We start from the raw sequence: 26,285 nt of genomic DNA on the forward strand, positions 1-26,285 counted from the left end.
CCGAAAATAACCATGAAGATAAAGATGAACATAAAACTCGTCATTATGGCCTTGGTGTTGACCACCAGTTGTAGTGACCTTATTGATCCCGCGGTGGAAAATATCCAGCGCAAGGACCTTATCCGTGAAAGACCTAGTATGGTACAGGGATTGTTGTTGAATGCTTATTTAAGGATTCCCACCAATGGCTACAATTTTAGCGAAATGGCCACGGATGATGCGGTCAGCAATGACCTTGACAATGGCTTCCTGAACATGGCCACTGGACAATGGGCGTCCAATTTCAACCCTGTGGATAGATGGAATGCTGCCAATTCCGCCATCCAATACCTCAATGAGATGCTGACCGAAGTGGGCAATACCGAGTATGCCTCCAATCCACAAGTAAATCAAATGTTTTTGGACCGATTGACGGGCGAAACCCATGCATTGAGGGCCCTTTTTATGTATTACCTGTTACAGGCGCATGGTGGGGTAGCCGGAGGAGAGCTTTTGGGTGTCCCCATATTTTTGGAGCCCCAATCAGTGGATTCCGATTTTAATATGCCCAGAGCCACTTTTGATGACTGTATGGCGCAGCTGTATTCGGACCTAAATACTGCGATGGATTTACTTCCCATGGATTATAACAATATCGGGGATGAATCGATGATCCCTTCCAAGTACCGTGAAGGCGGGACTGGAGTAAATGATTACAACAGGGTGTTTGGGGATGATGCCAAGCAATTGGTTTCTGGAAGGGTCGCACGGGCAATACGGGCACAGGCTGCATTGTTGGCAGCCAGTCCTTCTTTTAACCTAGATAACGACCAAGCCAAATGGGGGGATGCTGCGACCTATGCAGGTGAATTACTAAACGATATCGGAGGTATAAGTGGTCTTGATCCCAATGGCGTGACCTGGTACAGTAATGCCTCGGTGATCGATGGATTGGGTGCTGGAAACAATCCGCCAGAAATCCTTTGGAGGGGATCCATCGGAGGTCCTACGAACGATCTGGAAACGCAGAATTTCCCGCCAACACTGTACGGGGAAGGATTGGTCAATCCTACCCAGAATTTAGTGGATGCCTTTCCCATGGCCAATGGCTATCCTATCAACGATCCTGCCGCTGGATATTCGGCAGAGTCACCTTATGCGGAGAGGGATCCAAGGTTGGCCCAGTTCATTTTGATCAATGGGAGCACAGCCGGCTCAACAGGAAGTACCATCAATACGGCCTTGGACTCGGATACTAATGATGGCCTGAACAAGGTGGAAACTTCTACGCGTACGGGGTATTACATGCGCAAACTTCTTCGTCAGGACGTAAACCTAGACCCAGTGGCCTCCACTGGACAGCGACACTTACAGCCGAGAATGCGCTATACCGAGTTCTTTTTGATCTATGCCGAAGCAGCCAATGAGGCCTGGGGGCCTTTGGCCAGTGGGAGCTTTTCCTTCTCGGCCTATGATGTGATCAAGGCCATCCGTCAGCGGGCAGGAATAGGATTGGACAATAATGATCCTTATTTGGAATCCATTAAAGGCGATCAGGATGCCATGCGCCAACTGATCAGGAACGAAAGACGGCTGGAGCTGAGCTTTGAAGGGTTCCGATTTTGGGACCTGAGAAGATGGGGTGCAGACCTGACCGAAACGGCTCAAGGTATGCGGATCCAAAATGAGGACGATTATTCCATTATCGATGTAGAAAACCGTGTTTATCAGGATTATATGATCTACGGCCCTGTTCCTTATAGTGAGCTATTGAAGTTCAGTGCACTCCAGCAAAATACAGGCTGGTGATTTGGAAAATGGGGAATGAAGAATGGTAAATAAATGATCAATGAAATAACAAGCAATAAAATGAAAAATAAAATATACTTAATCTTAGTATTCTCATTGGTTTTCTGCGCTTGCGAAAACCAGGATTGGGAATTTCCCAATTATGAATACCAAACGGTTTATTTTGCTTACCAGTTTCCAGTGAGGACCATCACCTTTGGGGAGGACATCTTTGATACTTCTCTGGACAATGAAGGCAAATTCAAGTTAATGGTGACCACAGGAGGCGTTTATTCCTCTCCAACTGATGTGACCGTCCAGCTAGAAGTGGATGAATCCTTGGCCGAGGGACTTTTGTTCGAAGAGGGCGGGGAGGAAATACAAATACTTTCTTCGGAATTCTACCAGCTAAGTTCCGAAACCGTTACGATTCCCAAAGGTACGGTGGCCGGAGGGGTGGAAGTACAGCTTACCGGAGCCTTTTTTAACGATCCCCGTGCAGTGAACAGAACTTTTGTACTTCCTGTAAAAATTACAGAAGTGATGAATGCCGATTCGGTATTGTCCGGCACTCCCGTGGTAGAAAATCCCAAGAGGGCGATAGCAGATGACTGGTTTCCTACACCCAAGGACTTTACGCTATATGCAGTAAAATACATCAATGAATGGCATGGCAATTATCTGCGTAGGGGCAGGGATATCATCACTGGTAAAGACCCGGCAATTATCGATGAAACAGTGGTTCGCCATGAAGAAAACGTGGTGGATGATGAGATCAATGAACTGGTAACCCAATCCATGACCGAGGTAGTGTTTCCGCTGACCTTGACGGGAGAAGGAGGAGTGAACGTCACTGCAGATCTTTTGCTCACTTTTAATGATGACGGAAACTGTACCGTTTCTGCTGCCCATGATGGATACACAGCTTCGGGAACAGGGACTTTTGTGAAGGATGGTGAGAAGTCCAGCTGGGGAAACCAAGATCGGGATGCGTTATACCTCGAATATGAGATCGATATGGACCAGATGCACGTGGCCACTGTGGATACTTTGGTGCTCAGGAACCGTGGTGTGGGGATGGAAACGTTTAGTCCTGTGCGCAAATAAAACACATAGAGAGAAATGATGAATTAGTAGGCTCGAACGTATTCGTTCGATAGTGGATTGTGGACATTTCATCCGTAACCTAACAACTCAATAACCAATGAACATAAAAATAAGATATATCAATATACTGGGAATACTCGCTATAAGCCTCGGTACATCTTGTGTGGACTATGTGCCCACAGATGAATACCAAGTGGAAAAACCTGAAAGTATTGCCCTGCAGGAGGAATTGAATGCCTATCAGACCCTGAAATCCTATGTGGACAGCACTGCTCACCCCAATTTTATCCTGGGGGGCGCGGTGACCCAGTCCGAATATGCCGATAAAGGGGTGATGTACCGCTTGATTAACAGTAATTTCAATGAAATAACGGCGGGTTATGGGATGAAACATGGCGCGGTTGTACAATCCGATGGCAGCCTACTGCTGGATGGCGTGAACGCGATGTATGTAGCAGCAGCTTCGGCAGGAACCAGTATCTACGGTCATACCCTTTGCTGGCATGCCAACCAAAATGCAGGTTATTTGAATGGATTATTAGAGCCGCTTGTGGTCAATTCCCCTGCCTTTGCGAATGAGCTGGACCTTTCAGCAGCCATGGCCGGGGACCTAACCGAATGGGAGAGTCATGGTGATATGGTCTTGTCTGAAGGCGAAGGAATGGGCATGGGAACACCAGCCTTTAAGTTGACTGCTGGTGTCAGCGTTTCAGCTCCCGGAGACCTCCAATTGGTCACTCCCGAAATGGCCATTGTCCCTGGAAACGAATATGAGATCGTAGCCTATGTCAAATCCGATCGGCCAGCAGAAGGAAGGATCAGCTTTGAAGGGCTGGAGAACAATGAGCCGGAAATCGACTGGATGTCCACTGGTATGGCCTCGGCTACTTTCCAGACTTCCATGTCTTGGAAAGAGGTACGGTTTAGGGTCAGAGATTTCCAAGGAGAGACTTTTAAGATCAAATTTGATATGGGCTATACCGAAGGAGCCACCTACTACCTTGATATCAATAACCTGTACGTCTATAATCCCAATGGTGAGCCGATGACCAATAACCTCGTCGTGGACGGGGATTTTGAGGCCGGCACCGGTTGGGGAGGCTGGGGGAACAACTCTACCCGTGGCATTACCGAGGATGGGTTGGGTTTTGGTGGAGAAGGCAAGGCCTTCTTTGTGACCAATCCATCGGTAACGGGTGGATTTTGGGAAGTGCAGACCTCCTATGAGTTAGGCGAGCCCCTTAAAAATGGAGAAGCTTACAAATTGTCCTTTTGGGTAAAAGGTGATGCCCAGGGCATTATCCGACCCGAACTACAGAGCCCTGACTATTCCTCCAATGGATATGGTCAAGTAATGGTCACCCAGGAATGGCAGCAGGTAGAGCTTACCACCACCGCCACTGCAGATGATAGAAGCCGGTTGATCGTCAGTTATGGGGAGTTTGCCGGAACCGTATATATCGACAATGTAGTCCTGAGCAGTGCCTCTCTTTCCGGTGGTTCTACCACCTTGGTACAAAAGACACCCGAAGAAAAAGAAGCGATTCTTTCAGGTGAACTTGAGCGCTGGATAGCCGAAATGGTGACCAACAGCAAAGAACATGTCAACGCCTGGGATGTAGTCAACGAACCCATGGATGATGGCAATCCCTACGAACTGAAAACGGGCATTGGTAAAACCGATATGGCGTCCGATGAATTTTATTGGCAAGATTATATGGGCAAGGACTATGCTGTCAAGGCCTTTCAGTGGGCCAGGGAATACGGCAATCCAGATGACCTTCACTTTATCAATGACTATAACCTGGAATATAACCTGGACAAGTGTCAGGGCATCATCGACTATGTCGCCTATCTGGAAAACAAAGGGGCCCAGGTGGACGGTATCGGTACGCAGATGCACATCGGCATTGATTCCAATAAGGAGAATATCGCCAAGATGTTTGAAATGCTGGCGGCCACAGGCAAGCTCATCAAGGTTTCTGAGTTGGATGTAAGGGTCAATACGCCCAGTCCCACTGCTGAAATACTCGAACAGCAAGCCGAAATGTACAAGTACGTGGTGGATATGTACCTGCAATATATTTCTGAATCGCAGCGGTATGGCATTACGGTCTGGGGCATTACGGACAGCCCTGATGATGCCAATTGGTTACCTGGAGAGCACCAAGGGCTTTGGAACCTTAACCTTAACAGGAAACCTGCATATGCCGGGTTTGTGGAAGGGCTAGAGGGAATGTAATAATTTCAAGGCCCATTAATTAAAAGAAATAATAAGCTATTTATTCTGTGATGATGTTGATAATTAATTGTATAATAGGTACTTATCGTAGCGTTGGGAAGTGCCTATTGTTTGCGCTGATGATGGTATTTGTTGTCAAAGGAAATGCCCAAACACTGGAGAGCCAAACACTAAAGCAGGCCCTCAAGGATAACTTTGCCATTGGCACGGCCATGAATGCTTGGCAAATTACAGGCAGAGATACAGCCGCTACCAGAATCATTAAGGAGCAGTTCAACGCCATTGTGGCGGAAAACTGTATGAAAAGTGGCCGTTTACAGCCAGAGGAAGGAAAATTTACCTTCGAATTAGCGGATCAGTTTGTGGAATTCGGGGAACAAAACGATATCCTCATCAATGGCCATACTTTGATTTGGCACTCTCAGGCACCTAGGTGGTTTTTCACGGATGAAGAAGGGCAGGACGTCTCACGCGAAGTGCTGATCGAGCGGATGAAGAAGCATATCCATACCGTGGTCGGAAGGTACAAGGGCCGAGTGGCTACCTGGGATGTGGTCAACGAGGCCATTTTGGACGATGGCAGCTATCGGGAAAGTAAGTTCTACCAGATTATCGGAGAGGATTTTATCAAGCTGGCCTTCCTGTTTGCCCATGAAGCTGATCCCGAAGCCGAGCTGTATTATAATGACTATTCCATGGCCGAGCCCGGGAAAAGGGAAGGGGTCGTGCGCATGGTCAAAAAGCTCCAAGCTGAAGGCGTCAAGATCGATGGTATAGGCATGCAGGGGCATATTGGCCTGCACCATCCTGAAATCAGAGAATTTGAAAAAAGCATTGAGGCCTTTGCCGATTTGGGCGTGGAAGTGATGGTCACCGAGCTGGACCTTACCGTGCTTCCTTCCCCTTGGGATGACCAAGGTGCAGAGGTCAGCAAGAACTTTGATTACGAGGATAAAATGAATCCTTTTCCAGACGGATTGCCGGATGAGGTAGTGGATGCTTTCAATGCGCGTTACCTTGAGTTTTTTGGCTTGTTTTTAAAACACCGGGACAAGATATCCAGGGTAACGCTCTGGGGAGTGGCCGACCAGCATTCTTGGAGGAATGGATGGCCCATCCGCGGAAGGACAGATTATCCATTACTGTTTGACCGGGACAACAAGGCCAAGGAAGTAGTTTCCCACATTATCCAATTGTCGAACCAATAATAGATTTGTATCTATGCGAAATTTTGCCCAGTCATTTTTGACATTCATCATGCTCTTCAGTTGGGGGCTTACCAGTTTAGCTCAGCAAAATGGTAAGCTGCGCAACCCGCTGATCCACGCCGATGTGCCCGACATGTCCATGGCCCGTGTCGGAGATACTTACTACATGAGCAGCACCACGATGCACATGAGCCCGGGAGTTCCCATTATGAAATCCAAGGACCTGTCCAATTGGAAATTGGTCAATTATGCCTACGACCGATTGGGGGAAGTGGATGCGATCAACTTGGAGAATGGAAAAAATGCCTACGGAGCAGGATCATGGGCTAGCTGCTTGAGGTATCACGAAGGAACCTATTATGTCAGTACATTTTCTTCCACTACAGGCAAGACCTATATTTTCACCACCAAGGATCTGGAAAAGGGCCCTTGGAATTCGCATTCCTTTTCACCTTCCTATCACGACCATACCTTGTTTTTTGATGATGATGGCAAGATATACATGATCTGGGGCGGGGGAAAACTCAGCATGGTGGAGCTAAAGGAAGATTTGTCCGGTGTCAAAACGGAAACTGAAAGCGTATTGATCGAAAATGCCACCGCCCCTTCGGGCCCTGATGTGATGCTTCCAGCAGAAGGCTCCCAACTCTTCAAGGTGGACGGTAACTATTACCTGTTCAATATTTCTTGGCCGCAAGGGGGGATGAGAACGGTCATCGTGCACCGTGCTGAGCAGATTACAGGGCCGTATGAAGGCAAGGTCATGCTGCAGGACAAAGGTGTGGCCCAAGGGGGACTGATCGATACTCCGGAGGGAGAATGGTATGCCTATCTTTTCCGTGATTATGGAGCAGTAGGAAGAATTCCTTATTTGGTGCCTGTAAAATGGGAAGATGGCTGGCCAGTGCTGGGAACAGCCGGAAAAGTGCCCGATCAATTGGATCTTCCGGCTAACAAAAGCTTGATTCCGGGGATGGTGGCCTCCGACGATTTTGACCGAAAAAAGGAAGCCAAAGACCTGCCTTTGGTCTGGCAGTGGAACCATAATCCCGACCCGGAGTTTTGGTCTGTCAGGGAAAGAAAAGGTTACCTGAGATTGACCACAGGAAGGGTGGACGCTTCATTGATGGAAGCTAAAAACACCTTGACCCAGCGAACCATTGGTCCAAGGTGTGAAGGGATTACCAAAATTGACATTTCAGGAATGAAGGAAGGGGACTTTGCCGGTCTCGCCCTGCTCCAGAAACTTTACGGGCAGGTAGGGGTAACAGTAGCAAATGGTGAAAAAGCCATTGTAATGGTCAATGCCGATTCCGGAGTAGCCAAAGAGATCGAACGTGTACCCATAAGCGCAACATCAGTCTACCTGAAAGCCACCTGTGATTTTACCGACCGCAGGGATGAGGCCAACTTTCACTACAGCCTTGATGGAAAAGAGTGGAAGCCCATCGGATCTACCCTGCACATGAAGTACACCCTTCCACATTTTATGGGCTACCGGTTTGCGTTGTTCAATTACGCCACCAAATCACCGGGAGGCCATGTGGATTTCGACTTCTTTCACATTAACGATAAATTCTAAACCAACGTCAATTACAAAATGCCTAAAATAACCAACCTTAAAAGCTACCTGTTATTGCCTCTTTTGTTTACCATATGGGCAGGTACTGCACTGGCCCAAAACCCGCTGGTAAGGGATCAGTTTACAGCAGACCCATCGGCCATGGTGGTCGGTGACAGGGTGTATGTCTATCCTTCGCATGATATCTATTGTGCCGAAAATAATGGAAGGGAAAATTGGTTTTGTATGCAGGATTACCATGTTTTTTCCTCCGAAAACCTCACCGAATGGACCGATCACGGAGCGATCCTCCATCAGGAAGATGTTCCTTGGGGCAATCCCACCGCCAACAGCATGTGGGCACCGGACTGTATAGAAAGGAACGGCAAGTACTATTTTTATTTTCCCGACCACGGCAAAGATTCCAGCATCAATGGTAAAGGCTTTACCATAGGAGTGGCCGTGGCCGACCATCCCGAAGGGCCTTTCGTTCCCGAGCCCCAGCCTATTAAGGGAGTAAAGGGGATAGACCCTAATGTGTTTATTGATGATGATGGCCAAGCCTATCTCTATTGGTCACAAGAGCATATTTATGGTGCTAAACTCAAGGGAAACATGCTCGAACTGGCAGGGGATCCGGTGATCTTAAAGGAGCTTCCGAGCGAAGGATTGAAAGAAGGCCCTTATATGTTTAAAAAAGATGGTGCTTATTACCTGACCTATCCCCATGTGGCCAATAAAACTGAGCGATTGGAGTATGCAGTCGGCAAGAGCCCTCTGGGACCTTTTGATTTTAAAGGCGTTATCATGGATGAATCCCCCACGGGCTGCTGGACCAATCACCATTCGATCATACAGTTCAAGGGGCAGCACTATTTATTTTATCATCACAATGATTATTCGCCGGGATTTGATAAAAACCGCTCCATTAGGGCGGACAGCCTTTTTTTTGAAAATGATGAAAGCATCCGAAAAGTGGTGCCGACCCTTCGGGGAATTGGGTTGACCCAAATGACCGATCACATTCAAATGGACAGGCACAGTGCACTTGGAGAACAGGGAGCTTCCATAGCCTTTTTGGACCCATCACAGCCTTTTATGGGATGGAAAGTTACTTTGGCAGGTGGAGCTTGGGTGAAGTATAACCGTGTCGAATTCCATCAAGGTGTCCAAACGGTACGCCTCCGCATCCAAGCCAAGGATGCGGGAAAATTGGCATTGCGATCAGGAAAGGAGGATGGACAGGTCATGGCGGAGATCGGATATTCGGAGAGTGAGGACTGGACAGTAGTCCAAGGAAAAGTCAAAGGAAACCCTTCCGGCATCCATGACCTCGTATTGGTGAATGAAAATGGAAAAAGGGTGGCGGTCGATTGGATCAATTTTGAGTAAGGAAAGTAAAGGAAATGAAGCAAATCAATTCATTTAGCAACTTCAGGCCAATGGAGTTTTGGTGGAAGTGTTTAACACATTAGACGGTTATGGTTTTGTGTCAAGCCATGAGGAATATAAAACCTACTTTTTGAGATGAAGAGGGTGGTCCAGCGGTTAAAGAAGTTTAATTGATATACATTTCTTTGGATAATGCCTACGAAAATAAACTGTCTCTGGTTATGAGTAAAACAATAAATGAAATGATGCTTTTAAATGGAAAATATGGAAAAAATGAACAAGAAGCCTTTATCTATACATAATTGGGGGACTACAGCCGAAGTACTCGTTCTTTTGTGTTTACTTTTATTATTTGACATAAAAGTTCAAGCTCAGGGAGTAAACCGTGATAGCCTCAACCGCGTGACCCAGCAAGACTACGATGACATGAAACAAAAGCTGGGACTAAAAGCAGCCATGCGCCCAGGCCCTTCTGGAAATACTTCCGCACCTAATGCCGCCAATACTGATGAACCAAAAGTGAGGAGCTATTCCTTGCCTGATCCACTTATTACAAACGACGGAAAAAAAGTCACGTCAAAAGGGGTTTGGGAGGAAGAAAGAAGGTCTCAAGTCGTACTGGACTTAGAAACCGAAATGTATGGGACATTGCCCGCCAATTTACCTGCTGTGACCTGGCAGGTAGTTTCCGAGAAAGATACCACAATTGCAAATTTTGCGGTGACCGAAAGATTATTGGTCGGGAAAGTGGACAATTCTTCCTATGCCGATATTGATGTACAAATTGAGTTGCTCGTGGGAATACCTTCTGCAGTAACAGTGGACGTTCCGTTGGTCATGGAATTTGGATTCATCCGATGGCCATTTGGCAATCCTTCAGCGGAGCCCGCCAGTTATTTCATGTCCCCTTACGAACCCCGTTGGAAACAGCAATTGCTGGCTAAAGGATGGGGATACGCCGTATTGGTTCCTTCAAGCATCCAACCGGATCATGGTGCTGGATTGAGAACTGGAATTATCGGATTGGCCAATAAAGGGGAATTCAGGGCACCGGAACAATGGGGAGTACTTCGTGCTTGGGCATGGGGAGCCAGTCGGGCGATGGATTATTTTGAAAGCGACCCAAATGTGGATGCTTCTAGGATTGGCATTGAAGGTACATCTCGGTACGGAAAAGCAGCCTTGGTCACGATGGCCTTTGATGAACGGTTTTCACTTGGATTTATAGGTTCCTCTGGTGCTGGGGGAGCTTCCATATTGAGGAGAAATTTTGGAGAACAGATAGAAAACTTGGCTTCTTCAGCCGAATACCATTGGTTTTGCGGAAATTTCTTGAAATACGCCAGTGACCTTACCGTAGATGATTTGCCGGTGGATGCGCATTCCCTTGTGGCACTTTGTGCACCTAGGTCTGTTTTTATAAGCGTTGGCTCGCCTTTTATAGAAGGGCAATGGGTAGATGCAAAAGGGATGTTTTTGGGAGGAGTCCATGCAAGTGCAGTGTATGAACTTTTGGGCAAGAAAGGGCTTGGAACTTCGGAATTCCCGAAAATGGGCACTGCCTTGACCAGTGGAGAAGTAGCCTTCAGGCAGCACGCAGGCGGCCATTCCACTGGCCCAAATTGGAGTACTTGGATTGCTTGGGCCTCCCGGTATTGGGGCCATTGATTGATGAAGAAAACCATTAGTTTAATGAAAACGATAATTTATTTAAAATCATGATGGGACTATCCAAAAAGTAGCGCAAACCAAAGAGGGTGTTAGCTCTGCGGAATAGTAGCGTGACCTTGACTTGACAACATTTATTGAACCTAACTCATCCAAAAAAAACTTAAAACTGAAACATGAAACCGATATTGGGAAAATTCTTATTGATAGTGGTCATTTTGGCCTTAGGACATTCAGGACAAGCGCAGGACAAGAACTTTTATGTTTTTCTTGCTTTTGGCCAGTCCAATATGGAAGGAGCAGCAAAATCTGAAGGACAAGATGCCCAGGTGGACCGAAGATTTCAGGTGCTGCAAGCGATCGATTGTCCAGACTTGAAACGAGAAAAGGGCAATTGGTACCCTGCAGTACCACCCTTGACCAGGTGTCACACTGGACTGACGCCAGTGGATTATTTTGGAAGAACCTTGGTGGAAACGTTACCGGACAGTATCCGGGTAGGCGTGATCAATGTATCGGTGGGAGGTTGTAAAATTGAACTTTTCGAAAAGGATAGCTACAAGAGCTACGTGGAAACAGCTCCTGACTGGATGATCAATATGATCAATGCCTATGATGGAAACCCTTATCAACACCTAGTAGCACTTGCAAAAACAGCCCAAAAGGATGGGGTCATTCGGGGGATATTGCTTCATCAAGGAGAATCCAACACGGGGGACCAGCAATGGCCCAAAAAGGTGAAGGGGGTGTATGAAAACCTGCTTTCAGAACTGGGCTTGGCCGCAGAAGAGGTTCCTTTACTTGCGGGGGAAATGGTCAGTGCGGCACAAGGAGGGAAGTGTGCCAGTATGAACGCCATATTGGCTACTTTGCCTGAGGTCATTCCCTCGGCACATGTGATTTCTTCGGAAGATTGTGAGGCCGTTTCAGACGGACTGCATTTTTCAGCAGCAGGATATCGAAAACTTGGTAGGCGATATGGAAACCAAATGCTTTCAATTTTAGGATATTAACATAAGCAGATCATGAAAAAAACAGCCTATTTATTGATCATTTTCTTGTTGGGTGCAGTTGGTGGATACGCTCAGCAATTGGAAAAAGAAGCTCCCGAAGGTTTTGACCAAGTGCGAGAGACGATTGCCCATGGTCACCTAGATACAGTGGAGTATCACTCAAAGACAGTGGGCACTGCCCGTAAGGCGGTGGTTTACACTCCGCCAAACTATAACGAGGATAAAAAATACCCGGTGCTTTATTTGTTGCATGGAATTGGAGGAGATGAAACAGAATGGATTAGGGGCGGGCAGCCACAAGTGATCATGGACAATCTCTATGCAGCAGGAAAGGCTGAACCCATGATCATCGTCATGCCCAATGGCCGTGCCATGAAGGATGATCGTGCCACGGGAAACATTATGGCCAAGGATAAGGTGGAGGCCTTTGCGACATTTGAAGATGACCTGCTTCATGACCTGATCCCTTTTGTGGAGGAAACTTATCCTGTTTTGGTGGACCGTGAGCATCGGGCTATCGCTGGGCTATCCATGGGAGGAGGCCAAACCCTGAATTTTGGCTTGGGTAACTTGGGGGAATTTGCCTGGGTGGGCAGCTTTTCGGCCGCCCCCAATACCAAAAGCCCGGAAGAGTTGGTTCCTGACCCCACCACAACTAAGGAGCAGCTAAAATTGCTGTGGATCTCATGCGGTGACCAAGACGGTTTACTCGGCTTCAGCCAGCGCACCCATGAGTATTTGGCCATCAATGATGTGCCCCACATCTATTATATCGAAGAAGGCGGCCATGATTTTAAGGTATGGAAGAACGGCCTTTATATGTTTTCCAAGCTTTTGTTCAAGCAGGTAGACCAATCAAAATTCGACCAGTACAGTCCATTGGGAGTACCTGCGGAGACCAACGCAAGAGGAGCGAAATACCCACAAAATTCCAAGACCATTTCCAGCCCTGACGGCAATCTTGAAGTAATCGTGTCCTTCAACAAAGGCATGGCCCAATATACGGTTCGTTATCAGGATAAAGCAATGCTGGAGAATTCCCCTTTGGGACTGGTGACCAATGAGGGGGGATTTGCCTCCAATGTCAAGGGTATCCCGGTAAATACAGCCTGCTAGCGCGTAGAAGTGGGAAGCATTGGTATATCGCTTGAGTCAATGCGGAGAGTACTGCCAAGACCTTGAAAATCGATCTTCCCATGCTCAAGGGCCAGGAAGTTTTTTTGTACAATGATGATACGAAAAGACAGCCTTCACTCCAAAACATTGAAGTGGAAAATAGTGGGGAATTGACCATTACGATCCAGCCCAAAGGCGGGTTTGTCATCATCAGTCACGGACTGGAAGCATTAAGTGATCAAAAATAGCAGCAGCAGAACCTATGAAAATACTTCACATTCAATATATCATTCTAGGGTTGATACTGTTTCAGGCTGGAAATAGCCATGCCCAAAACCCGATTATCCAAACCTCCTATACGGCGGATCCCGCTCCGATGGTTTATAATAACAAGTTGTATTTATATACTTCCCATGATGAGGATAATTCTACATGGTTTACCATGAATGACTGGAGACTGTTCACGACCGAGGATATGGTCAACTGGACAGATCATGGGGCAGTTTTGTCTTATAAGGAATTTAGCTGGGGCAAGATGAACGCCTGGGCACCACAGTGTATAGAACGGGACGGTAAATTCTATATGTATGTGCCGATTACCGATAGGGACAATAAAAACGGCATTGGGGTGGCGGTGGCGGACAGCCCTTATGGCCCTTTCATTGATCCTTTGGGCAAGCCGTTGATCAGCAATAGTATGGCCGATATAGACCCGACCGTTTTTGTGGACGATGGTGGGCAGGCTTACCTGATATGGGGAAACCCGGTATGTTATTATGTGAAACTGCATGAAGACATGATATCTCTTGATGGGGAGATTGGACAGTTTCCCAATACGATTGAAGCTTTTGGTAAACGGGAAGGCAAGGAGGATCCACGGCGTCCGACCACTTATGAGGAAGGCCCTTGGTTATATAAAAGAAATGACCTGTACTACCTGCTTTTTGCGGCGGGGCCTTTGCCAGAGCACATTGGTTATTCGACCAGCGAGCACCCTACAGGGCCATGGGAATACCAAGGTGTACTGATGCCGACAGAAGGGGAGAGTTTTACCAACCATCCGGGTATGGTGGATTTTAAGGGTAAAACCTATTTGTTCTACCATAACGGTGCTTTGCCTGGAGGAAGCGGATTTACACGGTCTGTCTGTGTCGATGAGGTGAAGTTCAATGAAGACGGCACCATCGTTCCCATGAAAATGACAGCAGGAATCACCAAGAGTTTGGGAACAATCAATCCTTACATCAAAAATGAAGCGGAAACCATTGCTTGGTCGGAAGGGGTCAGCGCTGCCAATAATAAGCGGGTAGGCAATTTTATCAAAGCAGATGATAGCGGGACCTACTCTGTGGTAAAAGGTGTCGACTTTAGGGAAAATGGTCCTCATACGATCAATGTCCGGGCAGGGACTACCCATAATGGAAACGTAAGCATTGAGGTGAGGCTCGATCGTTTGGAAGGGAAACTTATCGCTGAACTTCCTGTGCCGCTTACCGGTGGCAGTGATCGATGGGCGTTGATAAATGAAGCAGTAAAGGAAGTATCAGGCGTACATGACCTTTACTTTGTGTATAAAGGAAATGCTCCCAGGGACATTTTATATTTTGACTATTGGATGTTTTCTGAATTAACCAATAAGTGACCTTCCAACAGTCCGCTACCAAATCTTAAAGAGATCCCAATCAAGGGAACTGAACGGTCGGATTCGGCCATAAAATACATTGAATCAATCTTAAGACAATAAAAATGAAAAATCAACCTATTATCCTATTGGCGTTTTTATGGACGGTTTTCGTCTCCAACCAAGTTTTGGCCAGGCAAAACACTAACGGCAACCCGTTGTTTACCAAGGTGACTTATCAGGGGAATGATCGGGTATATGAAGAAAACCCACTTGAATCAGATGAATTTTATAATCCCATCCTTCAGGGCTGTTACCCTGACCCGGCCATTACCAGAAAGGGAGATGATTATTATATGGTCTGTAGCTCCTTTGCTATGTTCCCTGGAGTACCGATATTTCATTCTAATGATTTGGTAAACTGGACCCAGATCGGTCATGTGCTGGACAGGACGTCCCAGTTGGATGTACATGATACGGGGATAAGTGAAGGAGTGTATGCCCCAGACATCCGCTATAATCCCTACAATGACACATTCTATATGATCACTACCGCATTTGCCGGAGGGCTGGGGAATTTCGTGGTCAAAACCAAAGACCCCAAGAAAGGCTGGAGTGAGCCGTATAAATTGAATTTTCAAGGTATTGACCCCGCTATATTCTTTGATGATGATGGCAAGGCTTACGTGGTACACAATGATGCGCCGGCACAGGGAGAGGAATTGTATACCGGCCACCGGGTAATCAAAGTTTGGGAGTATGATTTGGAAAAAGACCAGGTCATTGCCGGGACGGACAAAGTAATTGTAAATGGAGGTGTGGACTTGGCCAAAAAGCCTATATGGATTGAAGCTCCCCATATTTACAGGAAGAACAATAAATACTATTTGATGTGTGCGGAAGGTGGTACCGGTGGTTGGCACAGTGAAGTGATCTTTGTAAGTGATGATCCCAAAGGGCCGTACAAGCCTGCACCAAGCAACCCGATTTTGAGTCAGCGGCATTTATCGCAGGACCGTCAAAACAAAGTGGACTGGGCGGGTCATGCGGATTTGACGCTAGGACCTGATGGCAAATATTACGGCGTTTTCTTGGGCATTCGCCCCAATGAAAAAAATCGGGTAAACACCGGTCGGGAAACCTTTATCTTACCAGTAGATTGGTCCGGTGAGTTTCCCGTTTTTGAAAACGGATTGGTGCCTATGGAGCCCAAACTGAAAATGCCCGCTGGCATGGAGAACAAAACCGGACAGGAAGGTTTTTTCCCAAATGGCAACTTTACTTTCACAGAAGATTTTACTTCCGAAAAACTGGACTATCGTTGGATCGGGTTGAGAGGCCCAAGGGAAGCCTTTATTGCCAAAACCAAAGACGGCCTGCAGATCACACCTTTTGACAGTAATATCAAAGAGGTCAAACCTACTTCTACGCTCTTTCATAGACAGCAACACAAGAATTTCTCTTTCACCACCACCATGGAATATCAGCCCCAATCGGAAAAGGACTTGGCGGGCTTGACCTGTGTGCAGAGCGAGGCCTTCAATTATGTGTTTGGTATAACCAAAGTAGGAAAGAAAAATTTCCTGCTGTTGGAGAGGACCGAAGCAGAGGGCAGAGGAAGAAACCGGGAAGTTAAATCTGAAATCTTGGCAAGTACGGAGATTGACCTTGAAAATCCGGTGTCACTGAGAGTAAGTGCTAATGGAGATGATTTTGAGTTCAGCTATTCCACCAACGGGACGGATTACCAACACCTGGGCGGAACGGTGTCCGGGGATATTCTGTCCACCAATGTGGCAGGTGGATTTACGGGTAATATGATCGGCCTTTATGCTACGAAAGCCAATGATGCATTACCTGTTTCGGAATAGGAATTTCTATAAACCTTCCATGCTTTGGATGTTTCAAGTTTCACTATTTCAGTAGGCTGCATTTCCAAATCTAGAAGGTTGACTTGCCAATAAAAAAGCAATTTACCCTAAGCCATGAAATCGAACATAACGAAGAATATCACACAGAGGGACGATTATCAACCATGCGAGATGCCATATGACCGCTGAAAAACTTATATAAACATATGAAATACCTATTCAAACCTATCAACCTGAAGAGGTGGGGACTTTATGTCCTCGCTTCTTTATGGATGCTGTCCTGTGTGGAGGATGCTGACAAAGTGCACAAAGCAGCCCTGCTCAAATGGGACACGGTAACGTTGTCTGCAGGTGGACCTACCAGTGGTGGCAGTGTTTCGGTGAAGGTTGATTGGGCTTTTATCCAGTGGAATATGCAAGTGGAGGAATTGCTGGAAGGAGTGGGGATAAGCAAGAATTGGTCTACTGGCCCAATGGAAGGGACTTGGAAAGTCCCCCTTTTATGAGGCCGCGTCCTATGATATACAAGAATAATTTTAACCTATTTAAATAACCAAATGATGTTATATCTAATGAAAACCCTCGCTAAAACTGTCCTTGCAGGAGTTCTGTTCTTTGGTGTGAAAGCTACCATGGCGCAGGATGGCACGATGTATCCACTTGACAACCCAGAGGAACCCAATGCCATCCCACTGGGTACAGGAGGTGTAGAAGACCAACCTGCTCCGGAGAGCTGGTTTCGTCAATGGGGCGACCCGATGGCCAGAAATATCAGTACCGCCACCCTGACCCCTTTCTTACCCGAACCCGGCAAGGCTAACGGTACTACAGTGATCGTAGCCCCGGGGGGAGGCTTTAGATGGCTTTCCTTGGGTAATGAAGGCTGGGAAGTGGCAGAAGCCCTTGCTGAGCAGGGGATCACGGCATTTGTGCTCAAATACAGGCTGCACCCGACCCCAGAGTCTTTGGAGGATTTCAGCAATTCCATGAATAGCACCTTTGACGAAGCATCCAAATCGACACAAGACGGAGAAGATCGTCCCCGACCTCGCAGGGGCCTGTCTGATCAACTCGAAGATGCAGAAGCCGCCTATGCCATGATTGTTGAGCGCGCCGAAGAGTGGGGAGTAGACACAGACAGGATAGGCATGATCGGCTTTTCGGCAGGAGCCGGACTTACCATGCACAGCACACTCAACTCAGAGACCATGGATTTGGCATTTATCGGCCCGATCTATGGGGGGATGGGAGAAGTAGAGGTGCCAAAGAATGCACCACCCATGTTCAATGTAATTGCCAGTGATGATTTTCTGTTCAACGGGCAATTTGGTGTGATCCGCTCCTGGTATGAAGCGGGTATACCGGTAGAATTTCACCTTTACCAAAATGGAGGTCATGGTTTTGGGCTAGGAAACCCCGATCGTACCAGCAACCGTTGGTTTGAGGCTTTTATATACTGGTTGGATGTGAATGGCTTTCTGAAGGGGGAGGACAGGTGAAAACTGAAAACCAGAGACGGAGACTTGTTTTTGGCTGGAAAAAGGAGAAGTTATTTGAATTGGTCAAAAGGCTAAAAAGAGAACAATATCCTTATCAATAGCATCGGGATGCAGGGGCATTGGTTTGTAGGAACTTTTGAGGAAGGCATCCGTAACACGCTGGATTTGTAGAGACAGTTGAGTGGGTGGAATTCAGATAACACATATAACAGGATAATTTACCGTTCGCATCAGTAAAAAGTAAAGTCTCCTTTCCGAATAAATAAAACTTGATCAATAACTAATAAATGAGTTAAAATGTGGACAAAAACTAAATTTATATTTGCACTTTTAATGGCTCTTTTGTTTTCGGTGTCTTTTCTTTTGGCAAAAGAAAAGACACCGAAAACAAAGGGAAAATTCAGAGTAATGGTGCTGTCGGACTTTCCTCCAATAGGTGTGGTAAAAGGTGGCGATGATGTTCCTAACACCCAGAAAAGTGATCCAGATGATATGCAGTCTATTGTTCGTTTTCTACTTTATTCCAATGAATTCGACGTAGAGGGTTTGGCTGTAACGGCGGGAACCTTTGCCATGATAGCGGACAAAAACAATATGTTGGAGGTCATTGATGAGTATGAAAAGGTTTATGATAACCTGAAATCATATGACCCAGATTACCCCACCGCTGACTATCTACGCTCTGTTACATACGAGGGTAAGGGGAATAACCACGGACTTAATATTAAATGGGGATGTGGAAAACAAGATTATACAGATATTATCGGGGAAGGGTTGGATAGTGAAGCTTCCAATGCGATTATAACTGCTGTCGATAAGCCTGATAAACGTCCGTTGTGGATTGGTGTTTGGGGTGGTCCAAGGGAGGTCGCTCAGGCGGTTTGGAAGGTGAAGAATACGCGCAGTGAAGAAGAGTTAGAGGTTTTTATCAGTAAGCTTAGGGTTTTTCTGATTGGATGTCAAGACGCCACGCATAAATGGCTAATGAATGAATTTCCAGATTTGTTCATTATAGCGTCTGAAAAAACCTATCAGGGAATGTTCGGTGGAAATGACCCATTGTCAGATCTTGCTTGGGTGAACCAACATATCCGTTTTAATCACGGTCCACTTTGCGATGTTTACCCTCATGAAGGAATAGGAAGTACCGGTGTTTGTGAAGGAGACTCTCCAGCTTTCCTTTATTTGGTTAGTGCAAATCGGGGCATCAATAATCCCGAAGATCCGACACAGCCTAGTTGGGGGGGACAATACGTTCGCAAAGAAGATTCCAACCATTTCGTGGATGGCCCTGGAAAAAACAGTATATCAATATGGCGCAGAGATTTTCAAAGGGAATTTAAAGAACGGGCAGACAGGTGTACTGTTTTAAAATCAGAAAAAAGTATGATGAAGCCACGTATTATCAATACCACAGACCTGGGAGCCGATCCCGATGATGAGCAATCAATGGTGAGGCAATTGATTTGTTCCAACGAGTTTGATATAGAGGGGTTAATTGTTTCAACTGGTTGTTGGAAGAAAACACAGAGCAACACCAAAATGCTGGACAAGATTATAGAGGCTTATGGTGAGGTCTATTCAAACCTTACTGTTCATGCTGAAGGATACCCACAACCTAAATATTTAAAATCCATTTCAGTTATGGGGCAAACGGGGTATGGAATGAGTGATGTAGGAACAGGGAAAGACAGTCCAGGGTCTGAACTGATTATTGCATCCGTAGATAAAGATGATCCTCGCCCTGTTTGGGTAATGGGATGGGGTGGAATGAATAATGTCGCTCAGGCTATTCGGAAAGTGCGTGAGACACGTTCATCTGAAGAACTGACAAAATTCTTAAGTAAACTAAGGTTATTCGATATTTTAGGACAGGATGATGCCGGAGCATGGATTGCAAAGAACTTCCCTGGTGTTTTCTATATCCGAGCAACGGGTGTGTATGGCTGGCTACCCCAAAAAAACAGTGATTATTATCGCGAACAAATCCAGAAAAAAGGTGCCTTAGGCGCTGTGTATCCCGATACGAAATATGCTCCAGAAGGAGATACGCCGGCTTTCATGCATGTTTATCCCAATGGATTAAACGACCCTGAAATAATTGACCAAGGAGGGTGGGGAGGCCGTTTTAGCTTTGATAAAGTGGAAGGGATACGAAGCATGTCGGAAGTGGCTAAAATTGATGAACATGCAGAATCAACATTTGACCCATATTATATGTATGGAAATACAGAAGAAGGTGTTCAGGCCATAAAGAGATGGAGCAATGGCTACAATAACGATTTTGCTGCACGCATGGATTGGAGTATTACCAGTAACTACCAAGATGCAAACCACCATCCCATTGTCGTGCTGGATGGCGATAAGACCAGAAAGGTACTTTATAGGACAGTTGCCGCAGGTACAACCATAACATTGAATGCAGCTGGTTCCAGTGATCCTGATGGTGACGGTCTGCATTATAAATGGTCCTTTTATAAGGAAGCAGGCTCCTACAAAGGGGCTCTAACCATAAAAAATCATACTTCTTTAAAAACTGATTTGGAAATCCCCCTAGATGCAAAAGGAAAAAGTATTCATATTATTTTGGAAGTATATGATGAAGGAGAACCAAACCTGTATGCCTATCGCCGATTGATTTTAAATGTAAAGCCAAGTAAATGACGAATAGCTATAATAAATTGACTTAATTTAAATAGCGTCCTAAATAAAAAATGAGAGGTTCTATTTTTTGCCCAAAATAGTTATTTGGGTTTGCACCAAAAAACACGAACCTCTCATGTTTAATATTACATTGTTTTCACAGATTATTAAAAAGATAGACCTATCAATTTTCAAGAAGTTGGTCAAGGAAAAGCAAACCGATAAGGGCTGCAAGGGATTTGACAGCTGGACGCACCTTTTCTCGATGTTGTTCTGCCATTTTGCCAAGAGCACCTCGGTAAGGGAGATTTCCAACGGACTCCGGTCTGCCACTGGGAACCTTAACCATCTTGGCATGGCCAGAGCCCCCTCCAAATCAAGTATCAGCTATCAGAACAAAGGAAGGGATTGGGACCTGTTCAGGGACATTTGCTATTCCCTGCTGGGAAGTTTAGTACATCATTGTCCCAATTAAATTTGGAGGGGACAATGATGTATGGCACCCAGCGTTTTAGTAGAAATCCCTAGAATGCAAGGAAGAGGTACCGGTGCTATTACTCCAGATGGACCAAAGCCAGGGTTTCCCAACCGCTGAGTTCTTTATTGTGCCCAACTTTATCCATGGCCAGGGCAATTTTGTTCTTGAATGCCCAACAGGTTTCCCTCCTTAGGTCCAAGATTCCCGATAGTTCGTTTAGGGTAAGCTCTACATCCTTTCTATTGGAGAGATAAAGGATATAAAAGGCCTTTTCGATCGGAAATTTTAGTTTATGGAACAAGGTGTCTGCGGTAGGGGATTCATAATAATTACAGTTTTTGCACCTGCGTCCATGGTTCCTGCTTTCGGTGGATTTATTGTAGCCACACTTTTTGCAGATGAATTTTTGTTGCCATTTTAGTTCGGATAGGAACTTCAGACAAGTCTCTTTGTCTGGAAAAACTTTTTTGAAATCCTCAAATTCAAAACCTTTCATCAAGGCCATGTCCTTGGTGATTTCTTCCACATTGTTACGAAGCTTATCGTTGTTTTCTTTTAAGTATTGGTTGATATTCGAAATCTGTGTATTCAGTTCTTCAAGCTTGAGGTTGGTGGTCTGGAGGGTGACATTCTTTTGGGCAAGGTCAGAGGCCATGTTCTCGATTTCTTCTGTTCGCTCTTTTACCTTTTGATGGAGCTTGTTGTTCATTTCATAAGTAACCCGGTTTTTTTCTTCCAGAGCAGTCGTTTTTTCCAAGTTGGCCTTTTTATACTCCTCCTGTAAATACTTGATCTGGTTAAGGATGGAAAGTGAAAAAAGGACCATTTCAACAATGATGACCGGGTGGACAAAATACCAGTTCAATATGGGGTCATTAAACAGGGCGAAGGCACGGGTATAACTATGGGCAATGATCAGGAAAAGGCAAACATAGGCCAACGTGTAGGACAGTGAAAACCTGCCTATGGAAAGAAGTGATCTTAGGCCAACGGTGAACGGTACCAATAAAATCAAAAAGGAAATGATCATATACGGTATGGCATCCATGACCAGTCCGTAGTTTTGGTTTAAGAACATGCCCACCATGATGGCAATGGCCGCCAACGTCAGCGATCTGAGTTTTGGGTTTTCCTTGTATTTTTTGACAAAGAAATAAGAGAACAGCAAGGTGGAGATAATGACAAATAACTCAGTTAGGCTACTGAAATTGGTGATAGTGTTTATACTAGGGACTGATGGCCAGAGGTATTGAAAACCTAAGCCGTCCCTGCCCAGAGAAAACCAAATGCTGGAAAAAATCAAAATAGAGGAGAACAGGTAGAGGTTCTTCTTTAACTTTACCACCAGGTATAGGTGAAGGGTGAGAATGAGCAGCAAAATGCCATAATAGAGCCCCAAAAAGAAGTATTCATTAAGGGAATGGGTAATAAATTCATCATTGGTGCGAAGATGAAACGAAAAGGTCAATGGGTAGCTTCTCCGGATTTTTATATAGTAGGTTTTAGTCTCCCCGGGACGGATGTTGAGAAAATAATTGAAGTTTTTATGCAGGATATCCCGGTCTCCAAAGGGGTAGTCGTAGCCTGCTTTCATCGGGAAATAGCCCTTGTCCCCTTGTGGAGAAAAAAAGGTGATCTCATCAAGGTCGTATCCCCATGATTCGAAATACCAACTGTAATGGTCGTTCTGTTGGTGATTGGCCACTGTCATCCGTATCCAAATAAAATCAGCAATGTTCTCATAGACAATATGGGGATCCGATATTTGCCTGAACTTTTCTTGAAAAGCAGCAGAGGCTACCTTTTTGATATCCAGGGTATTGGTGGTGTCGACGAAAAAATCAAGACGTTGAATGATTTCAGGAATCCATTTGGAATCCTCTTGCAAATCAATCACTGATGGTTCTTGGGCAACTGCATTTGCGGATACCAGTGAAAACGATAGTAGAAATATCCATAGAAAATGAGTGAGTAGTCTAATCACGGTTATTGTGCTGGGTTGATTAAAGAAATTGGTATTGAATATAATGATATCTACTATTTCTACCTATGTTATTTTGCCTTTAGGTAAAAAAATCCTAGCAACTAAGCTTAAAAAGGCAATTTGGAGCCGGGTGAAAAAGGCAGCTCAGTTTGAGCGGATCGGTTTTATTGAGGTGGTTCTATTTTTAAAGTGTTAATAATCAGTTGTTTGATTTATCCGCAATGGCGATGGGTCGCTTTATCTGTCTTATCCGTGGTCTTTATTCACATTTTTCCTTTTTAGGGCTAGGCCAGAGCGGCCAATGATAGCATGATAGAAGGCTATTTTTCCTTCATGTAAACGATTTTAAAATTGTAAAATACTGGAAATGAGTGTTTTGTAACGGTTTAGTGGGTTTTATTATAAGCTGGCGAGAAAGTATATTTGATCATGCTTAAGAAGGGCTATCCTGATTAAAAGAGCATATGCCCGAAACAACCTATTTTGATAATGAAAATATATACTATCCCTATCTCGATGTCCGTCATATGGTATGGCATCTTTTTGTCCCTGTTCAATTTAGACCATCCACCTGGGATCAAGGATTTGTTTACCAGTGATTTTTATATCGGAGCGGCATTATCCGGTCGTGATGTCCAAAGTCAAACCAAAGAGCTGATGGTACCACTCAGAAGTAATTTCAATAGCCTCAGTCCTGAGAATTTATTGAAATGGCAAAGCATCCACCCAGAACCTGAACGATTCAATTTTGATCTTGCTGACCGATACGTGGAAATGGGAGAAGGGCTGGATTGCCATTTGGTAGGCCATACGCTGGTGTGGCACAAACAAACACCTCAGTGGGTTTTTCAGCATGAAGATGGGACGGTCAGGTCAAAAGAGGAGCTGTCTTCCCTCATGGAAAACCATATCCAAGTGGTGATGGGCCGCTATAAAGGAAGGATTGACACATGGGATGTGGTCAATGAGGCATTTACAGATGATGGTCAATTTAGACAATCCACCTGGTTCAATGTTTTGGGGGAAGACTTTATCAAATTGGCCTTCCAAACTGCACATGAAACAGATCCGAAGGCGGAATTGTACTATAATGATTATAATGTTTGGAAACCAAAGAAGACTGATGGCATCTTGGCTTTTACTTCGAAAATGCGTGATGAGGGAATCAACATTCATGGTATTGGCATGCAATGCCATTTGGGCTTGGAGTACCCAACCTTGGATCAGCTGAAGGAGACTATCGAGAAAATTGTGGATCATGGATTTAACATTTCCATAACAGAACTTGATATCGACGTATTGCCCAACCCCAGTGGTCGCCAAGGTGCTGATATAGATGCCAACTTTCCCTATGAAGCCCAATATGACCCCTATAAAAATGGTTTACCCAATGAGTTGAAAGAAAAGTTGGCCAATAGGTACCGGGATATTTTCAGGTTGTTCTTGAAATATAGAGACCATATAGACAGGGTGACCTTTTGGGGCGTAAGGGACCAGGACAGTTGGCTGAACAATTGGCCAATTCCAGGCAGGACGGCTTATCCGTTGCTTTTTGATGAAGACTACGGGTTGAAAAATTACCTTTTAGATATATTGGTAGACCTGAAGGAAAACCCCTAAAAAAGTGCCAATCCAACAGGTTTTTCAATCCCATTGCTCTTTTCAGGAGAACAAAAAAATCAGTTTGATTAAGCAGGGAACTTATGCTGGACAATTGGTCCGCAATAGATCCATTGAAATAATTTCCGCAAGCGCAATTTTAATAATAAGTGATTTAAGAGTGGAATTTAAAATTTATTATAATATATCATGATAAAATCAAATTATTGTTTCATTCCCAGTAAGCCTTTTATACTTAAAATTCTATTTAAACAGGTTCCATACATTGGCGTGATAGCTGCCACGGTGATGGCTTGCAATAACAAACCTGTCAAACAGGGTACACAGAATAAAGTGGATTCTACGGAGGTGACCTACCTTAATGAACCGCTGATACATTCGTCTTATACTGCGGATCCATCCGCTCACGTATTTGAAGGTAAACTATTCATCTATCCTTCTCACGATGTCGCTTCAGAAGTAGAAGAAGACGATACTGGCGGGCATTTTAACATGCAAGATTACCATGTTTATTCTATGGAAAGTCCCTCAGCAGCGGTAGTGGATCATGGTAAGGTGCTGGATGTGAAGGAGGTAAAATGGGCCAAAAGGCAAATGTGGGCTCCGGATGCAGCCGAAAAGGACGGGAAGTATTTCCTGTATTTTCCCGCTAAGGATACGGCCGATATTTTTAGAATTGGTGTTGCTGTCTCCACCAGCCCTAGTGGCCCTTTTGAGCCTATGGACAAGCCTATATCAGGTAGCTTTAGTATTGATCCTGCCGTATTTATGGATGACCAAGGGGAGCATTATATGTATTGGGGAGGAATTTGGGGAGGTCAGCTCCAAAAATGGAGAACAGGGAAATATCTCTCCACCAGTGACAGCCCCTATGCAGATGAACCTGAAGATCATCAGCCAGCGATTGCTCCTAAGGTGGCTAGACTGGCCAATAACATGGTGGAGTTTTCTGAAGAACCACGAGATGTGATTATTTTGGACAAAAGCGGAGAACCTATTGTGGCGGGAGACCATGATCGGAGGTTTTTTGAAGCAGCATGGGTGCACAAGCATGCTGGAACCTATTATTTTTCCTATTCTACAGGAGATACGCATAATATCGTTTATGCAACAGGAAGCAGTCCTTATGGTCCATTTACCTATCAAGGAGTATTATTGGAGCCCGTCCAGGGATGGACCAATCACCATTCCATAGTGAAAGTAGAAGGTCAGTGGTACCTGTTCTATCATGACACCCAATTGTCTGGAAAGACCCATTTGAGGAATATCAAAATGACACCGTTGGAGCATCAGGATGATGGAAGTATTGCGACAATAGACCCTATGGGTGGATAACGTTTGTCATGGATGATTTACCGAGGTAGGGTAAGTGTGTCGAACAAAATTAATATGGAGCGCACCCGCTAAAGTGCTACGTTCATATTAGGGGTTTATTAATCACGAAAGCCAGGAGGGAGTCCTTCCTGGTTTTTTTACTTGGTCGTCGAAAAAGTTT

Annotated in this window: 18 protein-coding genes and 1 pseudogene; 18 read left to right on the forward strand and 1 reads right to left on the reverse strand. The window is 45.3% G+C overall.

Annotated features, from left to right (window positions below; translation table 11 throughout):
- Positions 1 to 24: 24 nt before the first annotated feature.
- The 16 genes and pseudogenes from DN752_RS23670 (at position 25) to DN752_RS23745 (ending at position 21,183) form a co-directional block, all read left to right on the forward strand.
- Positions 25 to 1,788, forward strand: a complete 1,764-nt coding sequence (locus DN752_RS23670) for a RagB/SusD family nutrient uptake outer membrane protein (RefSeq protein WP_245949395.1) — start codon at positions 25 to 27, stop codon at positions 1,786 to 1,788.
- Positions 1,789 to 1,848: 60 nt separating this feature from the next.
- A complete protein-coding gene (locus DN752_RS23675; RefSeq protein ID WP_112786694.1) occupies positions 1,849 to 2,874 on the forward strand; it encodes a DUF5627 domain-containing protein in 1,026 nt (341 codons plus the stop codon).
- Between the two features lie 97 nt (positions 2,875 to 2,971).
- Positions 2,972 to 5,116, forward strand: a complete 2,145-nt coding sequence (locus DN752_RS23680) for an endo-1,4-beta-xylanase (protein WP_245949396.1) — start codon at positions 2,972 to 2,974, stop codon at positions 5,114 to 5,116.
- A gap of 119 nt (positions 5,117 to 5,235) precedes the next feature.
- Positions 5,236 to 6,324, forward strand: coding sequence for an endo-1,4-beta-xylanase (locus DN752_RS23685; protein WP_112786266.1), 1,089 nt, complete (start codon positions 5,236 to 5,238; stop codon positions 6,322 to 6,324).
- Positions 6,325 to 6,337: 13 nt separating this feature from the next.
- On the forward strand, positions 6,338 to 7,906 hold the full coding sequence (locus DN752_RS23690) for a glycoside hydrolase family 43 protein (RefSeq protein ID WP_112786267.1): 1,569 nt from the start codon (positions 6,338 to 6,340) through the stop codon (positions 7,904 to 7,906).
- An 18-nt stretch (positions 7,907 to 7,924) separates the two neighbouring features.
- A complete protein-coding gene (locus DN752_RS23695) occupies positions 7,925 to 9,277 on the forward strand; it encodes a family 43 glycosylhydrolase (RefSeq protein WP_112786268.1) in 1,353 nt (450 codons plus the stop codon).
- Between the two features lie 273 nt (positions 9,278 to 9,550).
- Positions 9,551 to 10,945, forward strand: a complete 1,395-nt coding sequence (locus tag DN752_RS23700) for a glucuronyl esterase domain-containing protein (protein WP_211324092.1) — start codon at positions 9,551 to 9,553, stop codon at positions 10,943 to 10,945.
- Between the two features lie 176 nt (positions 10,946 to 11,121).
- On the forward strand, positions 11,122 to 11,958 hold the full coding sequence (locus DN752_RS23705) for a sialate O-acetylesterase (RefSeq protein WP_112786269.1): 837 nt from the start codon (positions 11,122 to 11,124) through the stop codon (positions 11,956 to 11,958).
- Between the two features lie 12 nt (positions 11,959 to 11,970).
- Positions 11,971 to 13,074, forward strand: a complete 1,104-nt coding sequence (locus DN752_RS23710) for an alpha/beta hydrolase (RefSeq protein ID WP_162633347.1) — start codon at positions 11,971 to 11,973, stop codon at positions 13,072 to 13,074.
- Positions 13,075 to 13,130: 56 nt separating this feature from the next.
- Positions 13,131 to 13,322 (forward strand): annotated as a pseudogene (locus DN752_RS24650) (hypothetical protein); the annotation flags it as partial.
- A gap of 14 nt (positions 13,323 to 13,336) precedes the next feature.
- Complete coding sequence (locus DN752_RS23715; RefSeq protein WP_112786270.1) at positions 13,337 to 14,716, forward strand: glycoside hydrolase family 43 protein; 1,380 nt, start codon at positions 13,337 to 13,339, stop codon at positions 14,714 to 14,716.
- A gap of 104 nt (positions 14,717 to 14,820) precedes the next feature.
- Positions 14,821 to 16,566: a glycoside hydrolase family 43 protein gene (locus tag DN752_RS23720; RefSeq protein ID WP_112786271.1), complete on the forward strand. Its 1,746-nt coding sequence runs from the start codon at positions 14,821 to 14,823 to the stop codon at positions 16,564 to 16,566.
- Positions 16,567 to 16,772: 206 nt separating this feature from the next.
- Entirely contained in the window at positions 16,773 to 17,072 is a 300-nt protein-coding gene (locus tag DN752_RS23725; RefSeq protein ID WP_112786272.1) for a hypothetical protein, read from the forward strand.
- 54 nt (positions 17,073 to 17,126) lie between these two features.
- On the forward strand, positions 17,127 to 18,065 hold the full coding sequence (locus tag DN752_RS23730; protein WP_112786273.1) for an alpha/beta hydrolase: 939 nt from the start codon (positions 17,127 to 17,129) through the stop codon (positions 18,063 to 18,065).
- A gap of 363 nt (positions 18,066 to 18,428) precedes the next feature.
- A complete protein-coding gene (locus DN752_RS24800; RefSeq protein ID WP_211324093.1) occupies positions 18,429 to 20,729 on the forward strand; it encodes a nucleoside hydrolase-like domain-containing protein in 2,301 nt (766 codons plus the stop codon).
- Positions 20,730 to 20,844: 115 nt separating this feature from the next.
- Positions 20,845 to 21,183 carry a DUF4372 domain-containing protein gene (locus tag DN752_RS23745; protein WP_245949397.1) on the forward strand — a complete coding sequence of 113 codons (339 nt, stop codon included), beginning with the start codon at positions 20,845 to 20,847 and terminating at the stop codon, positions 21,181 to 21,183.
- Between the two features lie 79 nt (positions 21,184 to 21,262).
- Here the strand turns inward: DN752_RS23745 and DN752_RS23750 are convergent, their stop codons facing one another.
- Complete coding sequence (locus DN752_RS23750; protein WP_245949398.1) at positions 21,263 to 23,170, reverse strand: 7TM-DISM domain-containing protein; 1,908 nt, start codon at positions 23,168 to 23,170, stop codon at positions 21,263 to 21,265.
- A gap of 489 nt (positions 23,171 to 23,659) precedes the next feature.
- Between DN752_RS23750 and DN752_RS23755 the strand changes: the two genes are divergently transcribed.
- Both DN752_RS23755 and DN752_RS23760 read left to right on the forward strand, forming a co-directional pair.
- Positions 23,660 to 24,790: an endo-1,4-beta-xylanase gene (locus tag DN752_RS23755; protein ID WP_112786274.1), complete on the forward strand. Its 1,131-nt coding sequence runs from the start codon at positions 23,660 to 23,662 to the stop codon at positions 24,788 to 24,790.
- Positions 24,791 to 25,078: 288 nt separating this feature from the next.
- Entirely contained in the window at positions 25,079 to 26,125 is a 1,047-nt protein-coding gene (locus tag DN752_RS23760; protein WP_112786699.1) for a glycoside hydrolase family 43 protein, read from the forward strand.
- The last annotated feature ends 160 nt before the right edge of the window (positions 26,126 to 26,285 follow it).

It is taken from the genome of Echinicola strongylocentroti, from assembly GCF_003260975.1.
GTDB classification, from domain to species: Bacteria; Bacteroidota; Bacteroidia; order Cytophagales; family Cyclobacteriaceae; genus Echinicola; species Echinicola strongylocentroti.